Below are 19,388 nucleotides of genomic sequence, written 5' to 3'. Positions count from 1 at the left end.
CGGCCCATTGAGAATCCCATTGGCCTTTACGGGCCTTCCCCCCCAACTCTCGCTTGCATCGGCCGCTAGCGGGTTAAGCCGTCCAGCTCTGCATTCACCCGCAGCACGTTCACGGCCGGCTCGCCCCAGAAGCCAAGGAAGCGCTCCGTGGTGTGCCGCTCAATCATGCGGCGGACGTCGTCCTCCGCTATTCCCCGTACGCGGGCGATGCGGGCGACCTGATAGTCCGCCGCCGCAGGCGAGATCCGCGGGTCCACTCCGCTGCCGGACACCGTCACGAGGTCCTGCGGGATCGCTGCCTTGTTACCGGGATCAAGTGCCTGCCACCGGGCGACTCGCTCCGCAACAGCGGCTTCCTGCTCCTTCCCCGTTGCGGAGAGATTGGAAGCCGCTTGAACCGGGCGGCCGATCAGGTAGCGAGGATCGGCAAAGGATTGGCCGAGAAGCTCCGAGCCGATCGCCGCCTTTGTTCCATCTTTTAACGTTACGCTCATTATACTCCCATTCGCTTCGTGCGGATAAGCCAGTTGAGCAACGCCTGTAACCAGGCCGGTGTAAGCCACCCCCGTCAACAGGGTCAGCAAGGCGAAGCTGACCAAGGTCGGTCGGAGGAGATGCAGGAAAGTACGCATGAGAACCAGACTCCTTTCGAAATAAAGACACAGCATGTTCATCTCAAGCGATTAGCAATCAAGCATTCGATTACCAACCATTCAAGCGATTCCCAGAGCGGTGAGCAGCAGGTCAATTCCCTTGATGGCCACAAAAGGAGCCACTACGCCGCCAAGCCCATAAATCAGCATATTGCGGCCGAGAAGCTTGCCCGCAGGCATCTCCCGGTATTTTACGCCGCGCAGAGACAGCGGGATCAAGGCGACGATGATGAGCGCGTTATAGAGAATAGCGGATAGGATCGCGCTGGTGGAGCTCGTTAACCCCATAAAATTCAGCTTGGCCAGCTCCGGGTAGATGCCGAAGAACAGCACCGGGATGATGGCAAAATACTTCGCCACGTCGTTCGCAACGCTAAAGGTCGTGAGCGCGCCACGGGTCATGAGCAGTTGCTTGCCGATCTTCACGATGTCGATCAGCTTGGTTGGATTGGAGTCGAGGTCCACCATGTTGCCCGCTTCCTTCGCCGCCTGCGTGCCGGTGTTCATCGCCACGGCCACGTCAGCCTGTGCAAGCGCCGGAGCGTCGTTCGTGCCGTCGCCGGTCATGGCGACCAGGTGCCCCTTCGCCTGATAGTCGCGGATGAGGTCCAGCTTCGCCTCCGGTGTCGCCTCGGCGAGGAAGTCATCCACGCCTGCCTCGGCGGCAATGGCGGCAGCGGTCATCGGGTTGTCGCCCGTGATCATGATCGTCTTGATGCCCATCTTGCGAAGGTCCTCGAAGCGCTCCTTCACGCCGTTCTTCACGATGTCCTTCAGGTAGACCACCCCGAGCACCACGCTGTTCTTCGCCACGACGAGCGGAGTACCGCCCGCATTGGCGATTTGCCGAACAAGCCGGTCGCAGGCGTCCGGGTATTCCCCGCCGCGCTCCAGCACAAACGCCTTTACGGCATCGGCTGCACCTTTGCGTATTTCGTTCCCCTGATAATCGATGCCACTCATCCTCGTGCGGGCGGAGAAAGCCACGAAGGAGGCCCCGAGCTGTGCGAGCTCCCGCCCTCTCAGGTTGAAGCGCTCCTTGGCGAGGATAACGATGCTGCGGCCCTCTGCCGTTTCGTCCGCCAGCGAGGACAGCTGCGCCGCGTCGGCGAGCTCTTCCTCGCTCACGCCGGGAACCGGGAGGAATTCGCTCGCCTGGCGGTTGCCGAGCGTGATCGTGCCGGTCTTGTCGAGCAGCAGCACGTCGACATCTCCGGCCGCCTCGATCGCCCGACCGCTCATGGCGAGCACGTTCGACCGGTTCAGGCGGCTCATGCCGGCGATGCCGATCGACGAGAGCAAGGCGCCGATCGTCGTCGGCGCAAGGCAGACAAGCAGTGCGACGACATTGGTGATGGAGATGGCGCGTCCGCTTCCGGCGAGGCGGCTCGAGAAGTCGGTGAACGGCAGCAGGGTAACCGTCACCGCGAGAAAAATGAGCGTTAGGGTGACGAGGAGAATCTGCAGCGCGATCTCATTCGGCGTCTTCTTGCGGGCAGCTCCCTCCACCATCGAGATCATCTTGTCGAGGAAGCTCGTACCCGCCTCCGCCGTGATCTCGATGACAAGCCAGTCGGAGACAAGGGTCGTGCCGCCGGTAACCGCGCTGCGATCCCCGCCCGACTCCCGGATGACCGGAGCCGATTCGCCGGTTATGGCGCTTTCGTCCACGGAGGCGGCTCCCTCGATCACATCGCCGTCCATCGGGATCTGGTCGCCTGCTTGCACGTAGACGAAGTCCCCTTTTTTCAGCGCGCTGGACAGCACTTCTACAAAATCCTCATGGTTCCTTGCGTCTTTCAGCTTGCGGGCCAGAACATCCTTGCGCGCACTGCGCAGACTGTCCGCCTGCGCCCGGCCTCTCCCTTCTGCGAGGGCTTCCGCGAAGTTCGCAAACAACACGGTGAACCAGAGAATGATCGCTATGGCCAGAACATACCCGGCCTTCTCGTCATGATAGCCCGCGAATGTCAGGCCATACAGCACCGACACCAGGACGGCTCCCAAATAGACCACGAACATGACCGGATTGGATGCCTGGACGCGGGGCGAAAGCTTCGCGAAGGATTGCTTGATCGCATCCCGGTAGATGGCCGATTTGGAGGATGCTCCGTTGTTGTCTGTCATGGAATTCACCTCATTAATAGTTGGTCAGGAAGTCAGCGATCGGCCCCAGCGCGAGCGCAGGCAGAAAGCCGAGTGCGCCGACGAGCAGAATGACGCCGAGCAGCATGCCGATGAACAGACCGCTTGTGGTGGACAGCGTTCCTTCGCTTGCCGCAACGGTTTTCTTCTTGCCCAGGTTGCCTGCAAGAAGCAGCACGGCAACCAGCGGGATGAAGCGCGCCGCCAGCATGATGAAGCCGCCTGCCACATTGGTAAACAAGGTGTTGGCGGCATACCCGCCGAAGGCGCTGCCGTTGTTATTGGCCATCGAGGTGAACGCGTACAGCACCTCCGAGAATCCGTGCGGCCCGGGATTGGTCAGCCAGGAGGATGCCGCAGGCAGGCTGACGGCGACGGCCGTCCCGATCAGCGTTAAGAGCGGCGGGGTGAGCACGATGAGGCACACCATCTTCATATCGTAGGGCTCGATCTTCTTGCCGAGATACTCGGGGGTTCGCCCGACCATCAAGCCGGCGATGAACACGGTGAGGATGACGAATGCGATCATGCCGTAAAGCCCGCTCCCCACACCGCCAAAAACGATTTCGCCGAGCTGCATGAGGAACAGCATCATCATGCCGGAGAGTGGCGTGAAGCTGTCATGCATGGCATTAACGGCTCCATTCGAAGCAGCTGTGGTTGCGGTCGCCCACAGGGATGAGGTGCCGACCCCATGAATGACCTCTTTCCCCTCCATGCTTCCTCCGGCGGCAACTCCGCTGTAGACCGGGCCCAAGCTATGCTCGCTGAAGGTTACGATAGCCAAAGCGGCAAGGAACAGGACGAGCATGACGGCATAGAGCGTGCGTCCTTCCTTCCGCTTCTTCACGGCAACGCCGAAGGAAACGCACAGCGCAGCGGGTAGAAGCAGGATCGCGAGCAGCTCCAGCAGGTTGCTGAAGGCGGTGGGATTCTCGAGCGGATAAGCCGAATTGGCTCCGAAAAAGCCCCCGCCGTTCGTTCCGAGCTGCTTGATGGCGATCTGGCTCGCCGCCGGGCCGAGCGGCACCAGTTGATTCACGCCATCTGCCAGCGTATGGACCCAACGGTAGGAATCGAACGATTGCACCACACCTTGAGAGACGAGCAGGAGAGCGAGAACGAGAGAGAGCGGCAGCAGAATGTACAGCGTCCCCCTCACCAAATCGCGCCAAAAGCTTCCGAGCGTCCCTTTTCCCGTACCCAGAAACCCGCGGATCAAGGCGAAAACAACGGCCAGTCCGGTTGCCGCGGACACGAAGTTTTGGACGGTGAGGCCTAGTGCTTGCGTAAGATAGGACAGAGTCGCCTCACCGGAATAAGCCTGCCAATTCGTATTGGAGACGAAGCTGGCGGCGGTATTGAAGGCAAGACCCAGGCCGAGCGCCCCTTTGTGCTCGGGGTTAAACGGCAAGCCTCCTTGCAAAAGCTGCAACAGCAGGACGACCACAAGCCCAACGCCGCTGAACAGGAGGACGGACCCGGCATAGCGCCAAGCCGTCATGTCCTCCTCCGGTTTCACGCCCATGCAGCGGTAGATTCCTCGCTCTACGGGAGAAAGTACGCGGCTGAGCCACACCCTTTCCCCTGCCATTACTCTGGCCATATATCGGCCGAGAGGAATGGAGAGTCCAATGAGGAGAAGCAGGAACAGGCCATCCTGTAGAACAAAACCTTTCATGGCGAATGCCAACCTCCCTTTTTCAATAAGGAGCTGCGAGGAAATGAGCGATACTTATTTCGTCGCAGTCTCTCAGCCCCTGGTACGTGTTTGCAAACCCGCTCTGGGACACGCAGTTCGTCAGCAGCCCGCCCCGGGATCAGAAGCCCTATGACTCCATCTTACGAAGAAGGGGATAAATACAGGGTTAAGAAGCGCGGGATCGCCATAAAGATGGTGTTAAGACGCATGAAAGCGGATTATGACAATATTTTACAGTTGAAACATTGTTCTTGCGGTTGTCTTTCTTTATAATAGAGAGGGATCGAGTACCGAATTGCCAATAAGAAACGGAGGTGGCTTTTCATCGTGGACGATGAACCTGAGAGTGCTCCTCACAGGGAGTGGATGATCAAGCACGAGGCAATACCCGTTCTTCCTCCTCAACGAACGGCGAGATTTTACCCGCGGATTTGAGTTTCACCTACACCCCCGCCTATTGAATCTCACGAACATGGAGGATGAACGAACCACATGATAGCCATTATTGTTCTTGTCTTGCTCATCGTTTTGAACGCTTATTTTGCCGCTTCCGAAATTGCCCTCATCTCGTTGAATGACAACAAGATCCGGGCCATGGCCGAGAGCGGTCATAAGAAGGCCAAATCCCTGCAGAACCTTCTCAGCGAGCCGAGCCGTTTCCTCGCAACCATTCAAATCGGCATTACGCTGGCCGGCTTTCTTACCAGCGCCTTTGCTGCAGACAGCTTTTCCACGGACCTGGCGGCTTGGCTTCTGTCCCTCGGCGTTCCTCTGTCGGAGGGCGTGCTCCAGACGCTGTCGCTCATTCTGATCACCTTGATCATGTCTTACTTCTCTCTCGTGTTTGGGGAACTCGTCCCCAAGCAGCTCGGGATGCGCAAGTCTGAAACCATCGCCATGATGGCGGTTGGTCCGCTGACCTTCCTATCGAAGGCCGCTTCGCCCGTCATCAAGCTGCTGACCGGGTCGTCGAACTTGCTGGTTCGCCTGTTTGGGGTGGACCCTAAGGACAACCAGGAGCAGGTGACCGAGGAAGAGATTCGGATGATGGTCGACGTCGGCAACGAAAGCGGCGCCATTCAAGAAACCGAGAAGCAGATGATCAACAACATCTTCGAGTTCGACAACAAGACCGTGTCCGACATCATGACCCACCGCAGCCGCGTGGTCAGCCTGCCTGTCGACCTGCCTCTTACCGAGGTGGCCCACCTGGCCAATCTCGAAAAATACTCCCGCTTCCCCATTTACGAGGGGAATGTGGATAACATCGTCGGCGTCCTTCACACGAAGGACCTGATTCAGTACTTGGACGGCCACAGCGGCATGAAGGAAGAGTTCTCGCTTCGAGCCCTTATGCGTGTCCCCTATTTCGTCCCCACTTCAAAACGCATTCACTTCCTGTACCGCGAGCTCCAGAAGAACAAGAACCACATGGCCATCGCAATCGACGAATACGGCGGCACCGCCGGGATTGTCACGATGGAGGACCTTCTGGAGGAGATCGTCGGCAATATCTTCGACGAGCATGACGAGGAGGAAGAGCTGGAGATCGAGACGGTGGCGGAAGGCGTTCACCTGATCAGCGGCATCACCAGCCTGCGGACACTGAAGGACTTCCTGGACATCTCGCTCCCTTATGAGGAATACGACACGCTAAGCGGGTTCCTGATCGGCCAGTTGGGCCGAATTCCGAAGACAGGCGAAGAACCCGTAATCGAATTCGGCGGGTACCGCTTCCTGGTGCAGGATGTCTCTGACAAACGTATCCTGCGCGTGAAGGCCAGCCGAATGACTGCTTCCCCCAATGAAGCGGACGCATCGAACCCATAAAACAAAGCACGATCTCCGGACCACAGCCTGCTGGCGGACGGAAATCGTGCTTTTTTCTTTGGTCAGGGTGGTGCTGTGACAGCGGATGACTTGGGTTAACCCATTTTCTCCCTATTCAGCACAGTTCCAATCCTTATACACTGGAATTATCGATGACACACACGATCAATAAGCCAACTCAAAGGAGAAGACGCGCTCATGTGGATGAAGCAATTGGCAGAAACGACGGCTCCAGCCGCCTATGAAAAAGGAACAGCCCAGATGTGGACGGACCCCTACATCTCGGAGCAGCTGCTGCATGCCCATTTGAATCCGGACATCGATGCGGCAAGCCGCACCAAAGAAACCATCGAACGGTCTGTGTCATGGATTCACGAAGAGCTTTGCGGAGGGGATCATTCTCTCGCCATTCTCGATCTGGGCTGCGGCCCCGGCCTCTACGCCAATCGATTGGCGCAACTGGGACATCCCGTTACGGGGATCGACTTCTCGTCCCGTTCCGTAGACTATGCTCGGCGGCAGGCAGACGAACAGGGGCTCCGTACGGTCTTTGAAGTTGGAGATTATTTATCTTGCGAGATCCCGGGCACCTACGATCTCATCCTGTTGATCTATTGCGACTTGGGTGCGCTGAATCCCCAGGAGCAACATCTCCTTCTCACCAGGGTCCAACGTGCATTAAAGCCAGGCGGGCGGTTTGTATTCGATGTCTTTCAGCCCAACCGGTACCGCGATCACCGGAACGCCCGCACCTGGCATGCCGCCGAAGGCGGGTTCTGGAGAAAGGACGCTTACCTCTGCCTGGAATCCACTCGCTGGTATGAACAAGAAGGTGCCCATCTCCATTCCTATCACATCTTGGATAAGGAACAGCGGATGGACACCTATCTCATTTGGGACAAAACATTCACGCCGGTGGAGCTCTCGACCTTGCTTGAGCAGACCGGATTCGGTCAAGCGGCATTCTGGGGAGATTGCACGGGCAGCCTCTATAAAGCTGAAGCGGATATGCTATGTGCCGTGGTACCGCGGGATTTCAGTTGTTAATCGGGCTTGAAACTTTCTGTCCTCCATCTTCGTTATATAGATGCATCTACTAATGATTAGGAGGATTCCCATGAAAAAGAAAAGCCAATGGATCTCGGTTGCTGTCACATTCGGGCTGCTCGCCGCGGGGAGTGCGGAAGCAGCATCGGATTCGGCAGCTGCCGACACGACGATATCCGCTTCAACTTCCGCCCCCCTTGCTGTTCCTCCGTCTTCTCCCATTCAGCCTTTTGGCATCTATACCGGTTACGTTTATTTATCTAGTTCGTCCGATAGCCTTCAGTTATTGGGAAGCGGCTCTCTGTCCATTACCGCCTCTACCTTTGCCAAAATTCCGGTAGATACCATCGGGGCCAAGCTTCAACTGGAGCAATGGAACGGCAAGGATTGGGTAGCGGCAAGTGCGGAAACGAACCAAAAGGGAAGCCGTGTCTCCACTTATCGAGCCGCTACCACCTGTTACGTTACGAAGGGAGGTATTTATCGGGCAAAGGTTACTCATTACCTGGTACACAACGGCTTAGCGGAACAGGTTGTGGAATATACGGAATCGCTCTACAACTATTGAGCCATTATTCCTTAATTCCTGCCATGAAAAGGAGCGTATCAGCCGGAACTGCCCCTCTAAGGGTTACATATAGATCGCCCGATAGAAAGTCAAAGCTGCTCTGTCCATCCAATGTCTCAAACAGGAAAGCGTCATTTCCTCGGAACTTTAATACCCTTAGACTTCCGTCCTTGTCCTTGTAGTCCATTCGCATTTTGCTTCCGGGACTGAGCCATTCGATGCTTAGGTGGATCACATGCTTCTTCGCTTCATCCATATAGGTGAAGATAGCTGCAGCTTGTTTCGCCGGAGCCGTCGGACTGGACAAGTAAATATCCGCCGTATCGAGAGCAAAGCCCTCCGGTACCTTAGGCTTCAAAGGGAGCGGATAGGGAAAGGCCCTCTCCGCCTCTTCCCAGGTGTGAAAAGCCGTCTGCACAACCTCGCTGTCTACCAATTGAATGAGGTGATCCTCCTCAGCCGGTTCATCATCAGGCGGGAGGGACACCGGAGGCGATTCATGAATCATATCCTCCGCACCAAACACAACTCGAGTCACTCCATCCCGAGCTTGGATCAAGGAATCGAACAGAGGCGTGAACGCCTTGGTCAAGCCCGGGCTATTAAAGAGGAGAGCTCCTATCAGGAACGAAGAAGCCACATACGGAAGGACTCGCAGCCGATTGCTCCGCTTTCGGCTGCGCTTTAATTTGGCATCGACACGTTTCCACGACTCTCCGGGATCAGGGATATCGCCCTTGTTCTTCACGGCTTGGTCCATCGCTTCCTCAAAAAGCCGATCAAATGGATCTTCGCTCATCGCGTTCCTCCTTCCAATCGCGGTTCAACCTCTTCTTCATCGCTTCCCTTGCCCGGTATAATTTATACTTGACGACTTCTTCTGTGATGTCGAGCTCGGCCGCGATCTCTCGGTAGCTGAGCTCTTTCTTCCACCGAAGCTCGATGAGGACCCGGTATTCCGGCTTAAGTTCAAGCAGGCACCCCTCAATCGCTTCGGTCAGTTCCATAAGCTCCACTTGCTTTTCCGTAGAGCCGGGCTCGGTTGCATATTGAATGCTGTCACTGATATAAACACTCTCCGGATCGACTTCGTTGCGCCTTTTTTTGGATTTTCGCAAATAATTATAAGTCATATTCTTCACCACAACGCGGATCCATGCCCACATCCGGCCTTCTTCCTCCAGAGGAGGAAGATGACGCACCACCTTCAAAAAGGCATCCTGCAGGACATCCTCCGCTGTTGCGTGATCATTCACTACATAAACAACCATCCGGTAAAAGGTCCGGTAATAGTCCTGATAAATCTCCTTTTGACAAGCCGGGCTCAGCGATTCAAACTTCGCGTGGGCCAAGAGTTGGAGCTTGCTCGCCATGTCCCGAAGCCTCCTCTTGGGAAAGAAAACACTACAGATACAGATATATCCATAAGACCTCGTCCATTATAGCAAAAAACAAACCTCCCACACGAGGAGGTTTGTCCATATCGTCCATATTTTCTTAATTTTTCACACCTCATCCCATTTTTCCCTCTTGATCACAAGAATGGGAGGGCGCATCTTCACCAGGCAGCGTGCTCTTATAGAACGTTCCCCAATCATACATCGCCCGGATGACCGGCTCCATCGTAAAGCCCAGCTCAGTGAGCTCGTATTCCACACGGGGCGGAACCTCGGCATAGACGGTTCGTTTCACAATCCCGTCCTCCTCCAGCTCGCGAAGCTGCAGCGTCAGCGTCCGATGAGTCACGGCGGGCATCATCTTTTGCAGCTCGTTAAACCGCTTCTTTCCCGCCAGCAGCCGGTACAGGATGACGCCCTTCCACTTGCCGCTCATGATGCGGAGAGTCGTCTCCACCGCGCACGGCGGCACAGCTGAAGCAGACGAGCGCGTTCGACGATCCATCTTCATTCCCCCTTGAACTTTAGGATAAAAAAAGATACCTACGTTTCTATTTGTATATTATGTACCAAAGTTTTGCGTACTTCAATTCTGAATCGCGACCGTCTATACTGATACCAAAACCGAAGAAGGAAGGGTTGTTCCATGTCAGACGTCCGCAAGCAGATTCTCGACGCCTTTCAATTCCGCCACGCGACCAAGCAGTTCGATTCCTCGAAAGCCATCCCCGAAGAAGATTTTGAGGTCATCCTGGAGGCCGCCCGGCTGTCTCCCAGCTCCTATGGCTTTGAGCCTTGGAAATTTCTCGTCGTGAACCGTCAGGAGCTGAAAGATAAGCTCGGGCCGATTGCCTGGGGAGCGCAGAACAGCTTGAAGGGAGCCCGCCGTTTCGTCATCCTGCTCGCGCGCAAAAAGCCCGATACTCATTACGGCTCCGCCTACATTCAGCACATGATGAAGGACGTCCAGCATCTGTCTGACGAGGTCGCCGGGATGAAGCTGGCTTCGTTCGAGAACTTCCAGAAAAACAACTTCGAGCTTTTGGAAAGCGATCGTGCCTTATTCGACTGGGCCTCCAAGCAAACCTACATCGCCCTCGGCAACATGCTGACCGCGGCTGCTCTCCTCGGGATTGACTCTTGCCCGATCGAAGGGTTCCATCGCGCCGCTGTGGACCAGTTGCTGGCGGAAGAGGGGCTCCTCGATTCGGAGCATTTCGGCGTCTCGGTGATGGCCGGCTTCGGTTATCGGGCCGTGGAGCCGTATCCGAAGACTCGGCTTACCCGTGAGGAAGTCGTTCAGGTTATCGACTGAGCTGAGCCGGGGAAGCCAGTCGGGCGATCCACGTACGACAAACAAGCGAAAGCGCGAGAGGCCTAACGGCTCCTCGCGCTTTCGCTTGTTTCAATGCCGGACAGTCTCACTTCTTCCAAAACGAGAAGAAGGAGCTCTTGACGGCCGGGCGGCGGTTCGGGTCTACCACCTCGCGGTAGGAGGGACCCTCCAGCTTCTCCATGAGCGCTTCTGCGCCGTGACGCAGCTTGTGATCCATCTCCTGTGTATAGAGCGGCAGCACGTTGTAGATGCGCAGGGTCTCCCCGCTGTCCATTTTAAGCTCTGGAAAAGCCGGTCCGCCGAGCGTCGGCGGCATCAGCATGACGCCGCTAAGCTTGGTGCGGGACGCAAACGGCTCGGCCGGATCTCCGTTCGGGACCGTATGCCCCGGGCCCAGCCAGGTCTCGTACTCGTGAGGCAGGCGAGAAAGAATCTTCAGCCACCGAATCGGCCAGTAGTGATTCTCATCCTGGAAGGCATCATCGGTCAGCGGCCATGAGGAAGGCAAGGCGATCATCAGCTCCGCAAACCGGTAATCCGGCAGCTCCTCGGGCGTCGTCATGGGCAGATAGCTCATCCCGGTCGTGAAGAGTACGGTATAATCCCGCTCTGCGGACGGGGGAATCACATGGACGTCCACGTGAATGGTGTCCGACAGGATTTCGTGGAAGACGCCCTCCGATTTCCCGATGTGCTTCTCGAAATGAGCCTCGATCTGCTCGCTCCACCCTTCCCTGCCGTAAGACGGGGCTCTCCACTCCTCGGTTTCACGACCTTGATGCCGGTAGATCGGCTGGCCGGATGGGGAATACTCCGACGGTTCTGACATGCCTTCTCCTCCTCATGCGTTGTTCTTCCTCTTTCTTACCCCGCGAAGCGGATTAAATCACACCTTGAGCCAGCATGGCATCCGCTACCCGGCGGAAGCCGGCAATGTTCGCGCCTACGACCAGATTGCCCGGATGCCCGAACTCCTCGGCCGCTTCCACCGCCTGCTGGTAGATGCTTCTCATGATGCCATGCAGTTTCGCGTCGACTTCCTCGAAGCTCCACGCCTGCCTCATGCTGTTCTGCGCCATCTCCAGCGCCGAGACGGCGACCCCGCCGGCATTCGCCGCCTTCGCCGGGCCGAACAGCACGCCGGCTTCCAGGAAGACCTCCGTGGCCTGCAGCGTCGAAGGCATGTTGGCGCCTTCGCCGATTGCCTTCACGCCGTTCTGAACCAGCACGCGGGCGGCTGCTTCATCCAGCTCGTTCTGCGTGGCGCACGGCAGCGCGATGTCACAGGCGAGCGACCAGATGCCGTCGCAGCCTTCGTGGTACGTGGCGCCGGGCCGCTCCTCCACGTAAGCGGAGATGCGCTTCCTCTCCTGCTCCTTCAAGCGGCGCACCAGCTCCAGGTCAATGCCGGCAGGATCGTGGATGAAGCCGCCGGAGTCGCTACAGGCAATCACTTTCGCCCCAAGCTCCTGCGCCTTCTGGATCGCATAGATCGCCACGTTGCCCGAGCCGGAGACCACCACGGTGCTTCCTTCGAAGCCGAGGCCGCGCGAGGCAAGCATCTCCTGCACGAAGTAGACACAGCCGTAGCCTGTTGCTTCGGTTCTGGCCAAGCTGCCCCCGTACCCGAGGCCCTTGCCTGTGAGGACTCCCGCCTCATAAGCCCGGCGAATGCGCTTGTATTGCCCGAACAGGAAGCCGATCTCCCGTCCGCCTACTCCGATGTCTCCCGCCGGAATATCCGTATCCGGCCCGATGTGGGCATAGAGCTCCGTCATGAAGCTCTGCGCAAACCGCATGACTTCGGCGTCCGACTTGCCCTTCGGGTCGAAATCGGAGCCGCCCTTGCCGCCGCCGATCGGTTGACCGGTGAGCGCGTTCTTGAATATTTGCTCGAAGCCGAGGAATTTGATGATGCTGGCGTTCACCGACGGATGAAACCTCAGTCCGCCTTTATACGGTCCGATGGCACTGTTGAACTGAGCACGGAATCCGCGGTTCACCCGCACGACGCCTTGATCGTCCACCCAGGGGACACGGAAAGAAATGAGCCGTTCCGGCTCGACAATACGCTCGAGGATGCCCTGCTCCTGATAGATCGAGTGCTTGGCCAGCACGGGAGCCAACGAGTCCAGCATTTCCTTGACCGCTTGGTGGAACTCCGTCTCGTTCGGGTTACGCCGCTGTACCGTCTCAAAGACGGTTTCAATGTACTCTCTTGCCTGTGCTTCCTTTTCTGCTGCCATTTTCGCTCGACCACCTTTTGATCTGATGTGGAATACATACTCCTACATTTTCGCAAATCATGAGATGGATCGGCAACCAAAAAGAAGCTTTCAGTGTGACAACCAGATAAAATACCCGCGCTTACAGGTGTTTCACCATGGCCTTCTGCCCGGCGCTCTCGGCAAGCACCTCAAAGCCCAACTGCTCGTACAACGCATTCGCGGCTGTATTCTTGGAGAAGACGTTGAGAACAAGCTTACGGAACCCTTCCAACTCGGATCTCTCCGCCAGATAGGTCAGGATCATACGTCCGTACCCCGCTCGGCGAAACGATTCATAGATGAACAGGTCATAGATGAACGCCACTTCCGTTTCGAGCATCTGCCTCTTCTCGTACCAGAGAAACCCAACCTCTTCGCCTTGCCCGTTCGCCATGATGTGCAAATGCTCACACACCGTTTCCTTCGGAAGAAGCCTGTCCACCTCTGCCTCGGCCAACGCTTCGGCTTCGTCACTCTCCTTGAAGCCCGAGTTCACCAACTCGATCCTGTACTTTTCCACGACATCGGCCCGGTAACGGCGGTACTCCTCCCGAGTCATCTTTCGAGATGCAGTGACCTCGCTCATTCAGCCTCCTCCTTCCCTTTTTCGATGCGTTTCCCCTTACTATAACAGTCTAAGCGATCCTTTATCTGTAAAATTCTCCACTTCACGACGAATTTTGTCTGCGGATTGTGCAACCAGAGGGAACGGTGCGGAGTTTCTTTAATGAGGGTTTGACATGAATGGATTACAAGTGTAGGATTCAACTATCAGGATTACACGTGTAAGATTTCAGGAGGAGAATGGCCGTGCCTACGGAATTGCCTCGCATCTCGGATGCGGAATGGGAGATCATGAAGGTGCTGTGGGGGCGTTCCCCGCAAAGTGCGAACGAAATCATCGATGCCCTGGATGGAAAAAGGGACTGGAACCCGAAGACGGTGCGGACGCTCATCAAGCGGCTGACCGAAAAGAGAGCCATCGGCTATAGCCAGGAAGGACGCAGCTATGCTTACTTTCCACTCGTCCGTGAAGAGGATTGCGTGAAGTCAGAGACTCACTCGTTCCTGAAGCGGATTTACGGCGGAACCCTGCAGCCGATGCTGGTTCATTTTCTGCGGGAGGAGAAGCTCTCCCAAGAGGAGATCGCCGAGCTGCGCAAGATTCTGGATGAGCGAAAGGAATGATGGCCGTGCTAGCGCTTTTGGAAACCGTATTCGCCAAGACGCTCCTGCTCTCCGCCATGGCGAGCGTGCTCATCTTGCTCCTTCTGGCTGTCCGCCGACTGCTGCGAAACCGAATCTCCCCCGATTGGCTCTACCTGCTATGGCTTCCCCTCTTGCTCCGGCTCCTTCTCCCGTGGACCCCGGCAAGCCCGGTCAGCGTCTTCAATCTGCTGCCCCTGGAAAGCCATCTTGAACTCGGGCAGACGGATGCAAACGGGACACTTGATTGGGGACGGTTGATGATTCCGCGGACGCTCGTCCCTTCATCCCCCGGTGAATCTCTGCCGAACTCTTCTGCACCGGCCAGCCTATCTAGGGAAACACCCTTATCCCCGTCAATTTTGCAAGAGGCAGGGGAAGCCCCCGCTGCCGCTAATCCGACGGCCGATGATCCGGTAATCGGCGCCACCCGCATCCCTTTCCCCGCCTTCACGGTCGCAGCCATGCTGTGGTTGGCCGGATGCGGCGCATTGCTCACGGCGATGGCCGTCACGGGCCTGCGCTTCCGCGCTCGCATCGGTTCGGATGCAGCCACCCCGTCGCCGGATATCCAGCGGCTGTTCGAGGAATGCCGCCGCGAGATGAAGGTTACCCGGCCCATTGCCCTGCTGCAGACCGACCGCGTTGGAGTGCCGACCTTGTTCGGCCCGTTCCGCCTGAAGCTGCTGCTGCCCATCTCCTGCTGGCAAACCCTCCGCATAGAAGAGGTGCGCCACATCTTCCTGCACGAGCTCGCTCACGTGAAACGGCGGGACATCCCGCTCAATCTCATCGCCGGCCTGCTGCTTGCGGCCCATTGGTTTAATCCCTTCCTCCATTCCGCGCTGCGGCTCATGAGAGAGGATCAAGAGACCGCCTGTGATGCACTTGCCATGACTCGGCTCGCTCCCGGCGAGCGCAAGGAATACGGCCTCACCATCTTGAAGCTGGCGGAACGATTGGCCTCTCCGCTGCTTCTCATCGAGGCAGCTCGCATGTCCACGAGCCGAAAGGAGCTGCGAAGACGAATGACACTCATTGCCAAACCGAGACAAGGATCCCTCGCCAGTACGCTAGCCGGTCTCGCGGCCCTCTTGGTCTTGACCGGCTGCACCTTGACCGGGGCCAAGCTCAGCGGCACCCAGTCCCCGGTGTCTGCCGCGGCATCCTCGGTTCCCCCTTCGGGTCCATCCGCATCTGCGGCTCCGACAGCCGCCTCAGCCTCCGAAGACACCCTAACGCTTCAATCCGGGAAGTACACCCTCACAGTGAAGCCGGTCGACTCTTCGTCTCTGGGGATGGACCATTCCTTCACGATAAAGACAGGTGATCAGGAGCAAGCCTACCTGTGGAGGTATGGAGGAGCCGGTGCGACTCCATCACTAGAGGAAGCGGATGTGACCGGAGACGGTCAGCCGGAGATCGTCGTCCACGTGCCGATCGGCAGCGGAACCGGCGTTTCGGTGCATGACGTGCACATTCTTCGGGCGGATACCTTGCAGGAACTGCCGGTCCAGGACCCGATCGAGGCCCTGAACAAACGCATCCGCTCTTCGATCACAGTTCATGAGGACCACACGGATGTGGATGTCGAGCTGGACGGAAAGCATGTGAGCCGGGTATACACTTATGGGAAGAGCTCTTGGGGAAACGGAGTCGGTTTCGGCTCCATCGTTTCTTATGACGTCGCGGATGGACGGCTTCGCTCCCTTCTCGCCGGGCAAGCCTCCATGAGCGAATTTCCCGTTCAGGTGGTGGTGGAGTATGACCACTCCCTGAAGCTTCAAGCCGCCGCTCTTTCTTACGGCGGGAACTTCTCGCTGCCACTTCGGGAAGAAGCCATTCGGGAGCAGTTGAAGCGCAAGCTTCCTGTTCAAGATTGGACACTTAGCAAGGATCGCGAGGGGGTCCACTATACCGTCTCCTTCCCAGCTCCGACGGACGGCGGGGAAGCTCTGATCCTGAAGGTCAATCCGCTTACCGGCACGGTACACGACCAGACCTCAGGCTCCCCCCTCTTTAACCTCGTTAACGAGGAAGCGCCTAGCCTGTATGAGCTCACCAATGGAACGAAGTATCAGGCTGCGCTGCAAGGGCTGATCCAACCGCTTCTGAAAGCAGCCGGACTGAAGCCGGCAGCGGCAGACGATGGTTTTGCGGGCTTCGAAGGCGATGGCAGCGTTCTCCTGGATGTCGTGCAGGACGGCAAGGCGTTCACGGTCAAGCTCGATCCGTTCGTCGGCCAGTGGGAGGTCAAACCCTGAAGCCCTGACACGCGCTTTTTCCTTAAGCTTCTCCATCCGTTGGCCTCCGGCTCCGAAATGCACAAAAAAACCGCCTCTGGTTAAGAGGCGGTTTTTTGCATTCGATTCCGGTATTCCAGATCGAATCCCTTACGCTTGCTTGAACTCGATCGTATCAATCTCAAGACCCGGCTTGACGAAGTCAAGCTTCATCTCGTATGTCCCGACCTCAAGGGCGATTCGGACGAGGCGCTGACGCACCCACTTATCCTGCGTTCCGTTGGTCTGAACAGTCGTGAGCGGCTCTCCGTTCAGCGTCACGTTGCAGGCGCTTTGCGCGAGGAACGCACCTGGAGACTTCATCTTCACGTCCACCCAGTATTCTCCGGCTTCTTCCGCCCGGAAATAGGTCGGGCCGTCCACGTTCGGCTTCACTTGCCCATCATCGGCCAGCGACTGCGCATTCTCCGGCGCAAGCGTCGAATGGGCAGCAAAGGTCGGAGCCGCTTCTGCCGTCTTGCGTTCACGGGAGAACACCGGCGCTTCCATGATGAAGCGGCAGATGTTGATCGCCGAGCGCTGCAGCTCGCCTCGCGTCAGCGTGCCGTTCGCCAGCGATTCCAGCGTGTTGTCTTCGTTGGCGTTGATATCCGCACCGTAGTTGCTGATGACCATGTACAGGTCGTTCTGCGCCCGCACCATCGCATTCGTAAGCTTGGCACTCGGCTCTCCGCCTGTGACTACATCGTTCATCATCGCCCACCAGTCGGTCATGACGATGCCTTCGAAGCCCCATTCCTGGCGGAGTATGGTCGTGTTCAGGTCATAGTTCGACGCAGCCCAGTGGCCGTTGATCGGGTTGTAGGACGTCATGATGCAGTTGGCGTTGCCGGATTTCACGGCAATCTCGAAGCCCTTCAGGTAAATCTCGCGAAGAGCGCGCTCGGAGACAACCGCGTCCACGCGGCTGCGATGCTTCTCCTGGTTGTTGCAGGCGTAGTGCTTGAGCGTGGAATTGGAGCCGCCCTTCCGTATGCCGCGCGTCGTGGCAGCGGCAAAGACTCCCGTCACCAGCGGATCTTCCGAGAAATATTCGAAGTTCCGGCCGTTCAGCGGACTGCGGCGGATGTTCATGCCCGGGCCGAGCAGAGCGTCGATCTCGTTGCGCACGAGCTCCTGGCCTTCCAGAACATACTGCTCTTCCACCAACTCGACGTTCCAGGTCGCAGCTTGCAGCGTGCCGATGGCCACCTGGGTTGACTTGTGTCCGCTGTCCATGCGGATGCCGGACGGACCGTCCGCCGTGCAGGCGACCGGAATACCGAAGGCAGCAAGGCGATCGGTCACGCCGCCGAAGGCAGACGCCGTTCCCGGCGTGACGAGCGGACTGCTCATGCCTTCTCCGCGCACGAGAGCGGCGAGGTCTTCATCCCTCAGTTGGGCGACGAAGGCTTCCAGGCTGACCTTGCCAGCCCGCACGTCCTGCAGCTTGTGGCCAAGGTCGCCGGTCGGCGCCAACGTCTCCGGCAGGTTCTTCTCGATTCGCTCTGCGAGGGACACACTACGCTGAGGAACCGCCGCATACGTCAGTTCATACGTGCCGTCTTCGCGGCGAGCTCCCGGTACCATACGGGTGAAGGCCTCCGTCGGAGCGCCCGCTTCCTGGAGCTGCTCGACCACGCGAAGCTCCTCCAGGGCATAGCCGATTTGACCGTCCACGAGGACCTCCTCGAGCTTTCGCACGCTCGTTCCGACGAAGAGGCGGTACGTTCCCGCTTCCAGCACATACGCCGAGGCATGGCCGGTCACGCCGCTGTCGTCATACGAGGCGAGCGATGCAAGCGGGACCCGTACCGTAACCCGGTGAGCTTGTCCGGGCTGAAGCACTGGCGTCTTTGTGAAGCCCGCAAGCACCTTAACCGGCTTGCCGAGCTTACCTTGCGGCGCTTCGACATACACTTGCACGACTTCCTTGCCGACATACGAGCTGCCGGTGTTCGTGACGAGGGCCGCAAGCTCAAAGACTTCTTCCCCGCCCTCCACCACAAGATGCGCGGCTTCCGTCTCTACCGAGAAGGTCGTATACGACAACCCATATCCGAATTCAAAATGAACCTTTTCCGGATGGAAGGTTTCAAAGTAGCGATACCCGACGTAGATGTCCTCTTGGTAGAAGTTCTTGTGCTCGTTGCCGTAGTTGACGGTGGAAGGGTAGTCTTCAATGGAATAGGCAATCGTGTCCGTCAGCTTGCCGCTTGGGGTTACTTCCCCCGCCAGCACGTCTGCGATAGCGTTGCCGCCTTCCATTCCTCCTTGCCAGGAGTAGATAACCGCGCCGATCGGGTGAACGTAATCCGGTTCATCCAGCCAGCTCATGTCGATGATATTCGAGACGTTCAAGACCACGATCGTCCGCTCAAAATGAGTGGTCACTTGCTTCAGGACCGTCTTCTCTTCCGGAGTCAGCTGGTAGCTGCCCGCTGTGTCGGCATTGTCCTGGTCTTCGCCGGCGGTTCGTCCGATGACGATGATCGCCTTGTCCGACTTCGCCCGTGCACCCGCCAGCAGCTCATCGGTGAGCACCATCTCCTTCTGATGCCAAGGCTCGGCAGCCCAGCCTCCGCCTCCGTTGTCGAACGGATTGGCTTCAATCCACTTGGCGTATACGGCAGCGAGCTCTTCATTTACGCGGATGTTCGCCTTGCTTCTGAGTCCGTCGAGCAGGTTGGTCGTATAGGTTACGTGCACGCTGCCGCCGGATCCCGTACCGCTGCGATAGTAGTTCACCTGCGTACGGCCGAATACCGAGACGGTTTCTCCATCCCGAAGCGGCAGCAACTGACTGTCATTCTTCAACAAAACTGCGCCTTCTGCGGCAACCTTCCGGCTGAACTCCGCAAAGCCTTCCAAAGGAATCCCCAATTTCTTCGTTGTCAAATGTCCATCCTCCTGATTGTCTTCAAAAACTGATCGAGCGTCCTATCAAGATTACCT

The 19,388-nt window shown here is 57.6% G+C and carries 16 protein-coding genes; 6 read left to right on the top strand and 10 right to left on the bottom strand.

From position 1 onward, the window contains the following. Nucleotides 1-65: 65 nt before the first annotated feature. From AAFN83_RS07700 to kdpA, 3 genes are all read right to left on the bottom strand, one after another. Nucleotides 66-632 (bottom strand): potassium-transporting ATPase subunit C, encoded by a 567-nt coding sequence (locus AAFN83_RS07700; protein WP_347768351.1) that lies wholly within the window; start codon nt 630-632, stop codon nt 66-68. Between the two features lie 81 nt (nt 633-713). Further along, entirely contained in the window at nt 714-2,780 is a 2,067-nt protein-coding gene (gene kdpB, locus AAFN83_RS07695; RefSeq protein ID WP_347768349.1) for a potassium-transporting ATPase subunit KdpB, read from the bottom strand. 13 nt (nt 2,781-2,793) lie between these two features. Beyond that, nucleotides 2,794-4,479, bottom strand: a complete 1,686-nt coding sequence (gene kdpA / locus AAFN83_RS07690) for a potassium-transporting ATPase subunit KdpA (protein WP_347768348.1) — start codon at nt 4,477-4,479, stop codon at nt 2,794-2,796. 513 nt (nt 4,480-4,992) lie between these two features. On the opposite strand from kdpA, the gene AAFN83_RS07685 reads away from it, so the two are divergent. The 3 genes from AAFN83_RS07685 to AAFN83_RS07675 all read left to right on the top strand — a co-directional run bounded on the left by AAFN83_RS07685 (nt 4,993) and on the right by AAFN83_RS07675 (nt 7,945). Next, nucleotides 4,993-6,330, top strand: coding sequence for a hemolysin family protein (locus AAFN83_RS07685; protein WP_347768347.1), 1,338 nt, complete (start codon nt 4,993-4,995; stop codon nt 6,328-6,330). A 198-nt stretch (nt 6,331-6,528) separates the two neighbouring features. Then, nucleotides 6,529-7,377 carry a class I SAM-dependent methyltransferase gene (locus AAFN83_RS07680; protein WP_347768345.1) on the top strand — a complete coding sequence of 283 codons (849 nt, stop codon included), beginning with the start codon at nt 6,529-6,531 and terminating at the stop codon, nt 7,375-7,377. A gap of 70 nt (nt 7,378-7,447) precedes the next feature. Next, nucleotides 7,448-7,945: a hypothetical protein gene (locus AAFN83_RS07675; protein ID WP_347768344.1), complete on the top strand. Its 498-nt coding sequence runs from the start codon at nt 7,448-7,450 to the stop codon at nt 7,943-7,945. 4 nt (nt 7,946-7,949) lie between these two features. On the opposite strand, the gene AAFN83_RS07670 is transcribed toward AAFN83_RS07675, so the two are convergent. The 3 genes from AAFN83_RS07670 to AAFN83_RS07660 form a co-directional block, all read right to left on the bottom strand. After that, complete coding sequence (locus AAFN83_RS07670; protein ID WP_347768343.1) at nt 7,950-8,744, bottom strand: hypothetical protein; 795 nt, start codon at nt 8,742-8,744, stop codon at nt 7,950-7,952. Beyond that, entirely contained in the window at nt 8,725-9,318 is a 594-nt protein-coding gene (locus AAFN83_RS07665) for an RNA polymerase sigma factor (RefSeq protein WP_347768342.1), read from the bottom strand. The genes AAFN83_RS07670 and AAFN83_RS07665 overlap by 20 nt, the downstream gene beginning before the upstream one ends. A 139-nt stretch (nt 9,319-9,457) precedes the next feature. Beyond that, nucleotides 9,458-9,847: a winged helix-turn-helix transcriptional regulator gene (locus AAFN83_RS07660; RefSeq protein ID WP_347768341.1), complete on the bottom strand. Its 390-nt coding sequence runs from the start codon at nt 9,845-9,847 to the stop codon at nt 9,458-9,460. Between the two features lie 141 nt (nt 9,848-9,988). On the opposite strand from AAFN83_RS07660, the gene AAFN83_RS07655 reads away from it, so the two are divergent. After that, nucleotides 9,989-10,657 (top strand): NAD(P)H-dependent oxidoreductase, encoded by a 669-nt coding sequence (locus AAFN83_RS07655; protein ID WP_347768339.1) that lies wholly within the window; start codon nt 9,989-9,991, stop codon nt 10,655-10,657. Nucleotides 10,658-10,763: 106 nt separating this feature from the next. Here AAFN83_RS07655 and AAFN83_RS07650 read toward each other — a convergent pair whose 3' ends face one another. From AAFN83_RS07650 to AAFN83_RS07640, 3 genes are all read right to left on the bottom strand, one after another. Then, entirely contained in the window at nt 10,764-11,507 is a 744-nt protein-coding gene (locus AAFN83_RS07650) for a suppressor of fused domain protein (protein WP_347768337.1), read from the bottom strand. A 52-nt stretch (nt 11,508-11,559) separates the two neighbouring features. Then, nucleotides 11,560-12,924: an NADP-specific glutamate dehydrogenase gene (gene gdhA / locus AAFN83_RS07645; protein ID WP_347768336.1), complete on the bottom strand. Its 1,365-nt coding sequence runs from the start codon at nt 12,922-12,924 to the stop codon at nt 11,560-11,562. Nucleotides 12,925-13,045: 121 nt separating this feature from the next. Further along, the gene (locus tag AAFN83_RS07640; protein WP_347768335.1) at nt 13,046-13,531 is read right to left on the bottom strand and encodes a GNAT family N-acetyltransferase; all 486 of its coding nucleotides are present in this window, start codon (nt 13,529-13,531) and stop codon (nt 13,046-13,048) included. A 224-nt stretch (nt 13,532-13,755) separates the two neighbouring features. Between AAFN83_RS07640 and AAFN83_RS07635 the strand changes: the two genes are divergently transcribed. Together AAFN83_RS07635 and AAFN83_RS07630 are read left to right on the top strand one after the other, a co-directional pair. Then, nucleotides 13,756-14,133: a BlaI/MecI/CopY family transcriptional regulator gene (locus tag AAFN83_RS07635; RefSeq protein WP_347768334.1), complete on the top strand. Its 378-nt coding sequence runs from the start codon at nt 13,756-13,758 to the stop codon at nt 14,131-14,133. Next, entirely contained in the window at nt 14,130-16,415 is a 2,286-nt protein-coding gene (locus tag AAFN83_RS07630) for a M56 family metallopeptidase (protein WP_347768332.1), read from the top strand. Before AAFN83_RS07635 ends, AAFN83_RS07630 begins: the two co-directional genes overlap by 4 nt. Before the next feature lie 129 nt (nt 16,416-16,544). Here AAFN83_RS07630 and AAFN83_RS07625 read toward each other — a convergent pair whose 3' ends face one another. Then, a complete protein-coding gene (locus tag AAFN83_RS07625; protein WP_347768330.1) occupies nt 16,545-19,331 on the bottom strand; it encodes a glycoside hydrolase family 3 protein in 2,787 nt (928 codons plus the stop codon). Nucleotides 19,332-19,388 lie beyond the last annotated feature (57 nt).

Origin of the sequence: Gorillibacterium sp. CAU 1737, assembly GCF_039888655.1 — a bacterium.
In the GTDB taxonomy this organism is placed as follows: domain Bacteria; phylum Bacillota; class Bacilli; order Paenibacillales; family NBRC-103111; genus Gorillibacterium.
This window is presented reverse-complemented; position numbering and strand designations above follow the sequence as displayed.

Excerpts from the sequence above, each read along its gene's own strand:
- AAFN83_RS07700 (WP_347768351.1), bottom strand. The coding sequence starts at position 632 with ATGCGTACTTTCCTGCATCTCCTCCGACCGACCTTGGTCAGCTTCGCC.
- kdpB (WP_347768349.1), bottom strand. The coding sequence starts at position 2,780 with ATGACAGACAACAACGGAGCATCCTCCAAATCGGCCATCTACCGGGAT.
- kdpA (WP_347768348.1), bottom strand. The coding sequence starts at position 4,479 with ATGAAAGGTTTTGTTCTACAGGATGGCCTGTTCCTGCTTCTCCTCATT.
- AAFN83_RS07685 (WP_347768347.1), top strand. The coding sequence starts at position 4,993 with ATGATAGCCATTATTGTTCTTGTCTTGCTCATCGTTTTGAACGCTTAT.
- AAFN83_RS07680 (WP_347768345.1), top strand. The coding sequence starts at position 6,529 with ATGTGGATGAAGCAATTGGCAGAAACGACGGCTCCAGCCGCCTATGAA.
- AAFN83_RS07675 (WP_347768344.1), top strand. The coding sequence starts at position 7,448 with ATGAAAAAGAAAAGCCAATGGATCTCGGTTGCTGTCACATTCGGGCTG.
- AAFN83_RS07670 (WP_347768343.1), bottom strand. The coding sequence starts at position 8,744 with ATGAGCGAAGATCCATTTGATCGGCTTTTTGAGGAAGCGATGGACCAA.
- AAFN83_RS07665 (WP_347768342.1), bottom strand. The coding sequence starts at position 9,318 with ATGGCGAGCAAGCTCCAACTCTTGGCCCACGCGAAGTTTGAATCGCTG.
- AAFN83_RS07660 (WP_347768341.1), bottom strand. The coding sequence starts at position 9,847 with ATGGATCGTCGAACGCGCTCGTCTGCTTCAGCTGTGCCGCCGTGCGCG.
- AAFN83_RS07655 (WP_347768339.1), top strand. The coding sequence starts at position 9,989 with ATGTCAGACGTCCGCAAGCAGATTCTCGACGCCTTTCAATTCCGCCAC.
- AAFN83_RS07650 (WP_347768337.1), bottom strand. The coding sequence starts at position 11,507 with ATGTCAGAACCGTCGGAGTATTCCCCATCCGGCCAGCCGATCTACCGG.
- gdhA (WP_347768336.1), bottom strand. The coding sequence starts at position 12,924 with ATGGCAGCAGAAAAGGAAGCACAGGCAAGAGAGTACATTGAAACCGTC.
- AAFN83_RS07640 (WP_347768335.1), bottom strand. The coding sequence starts at position 13,531 with ATGAGCGAGGTCACTGCATCTCGAAAGATGACTCGGGAGGAGTACCGC.
- AAFN83_RS07630 (WP_347768332.1), top strand. The coding sequence starts at position 14,130 with ATGATGGCCGTGCTAGCGCTTTTGGAAACCGTATTCGCCAAGACGCTC.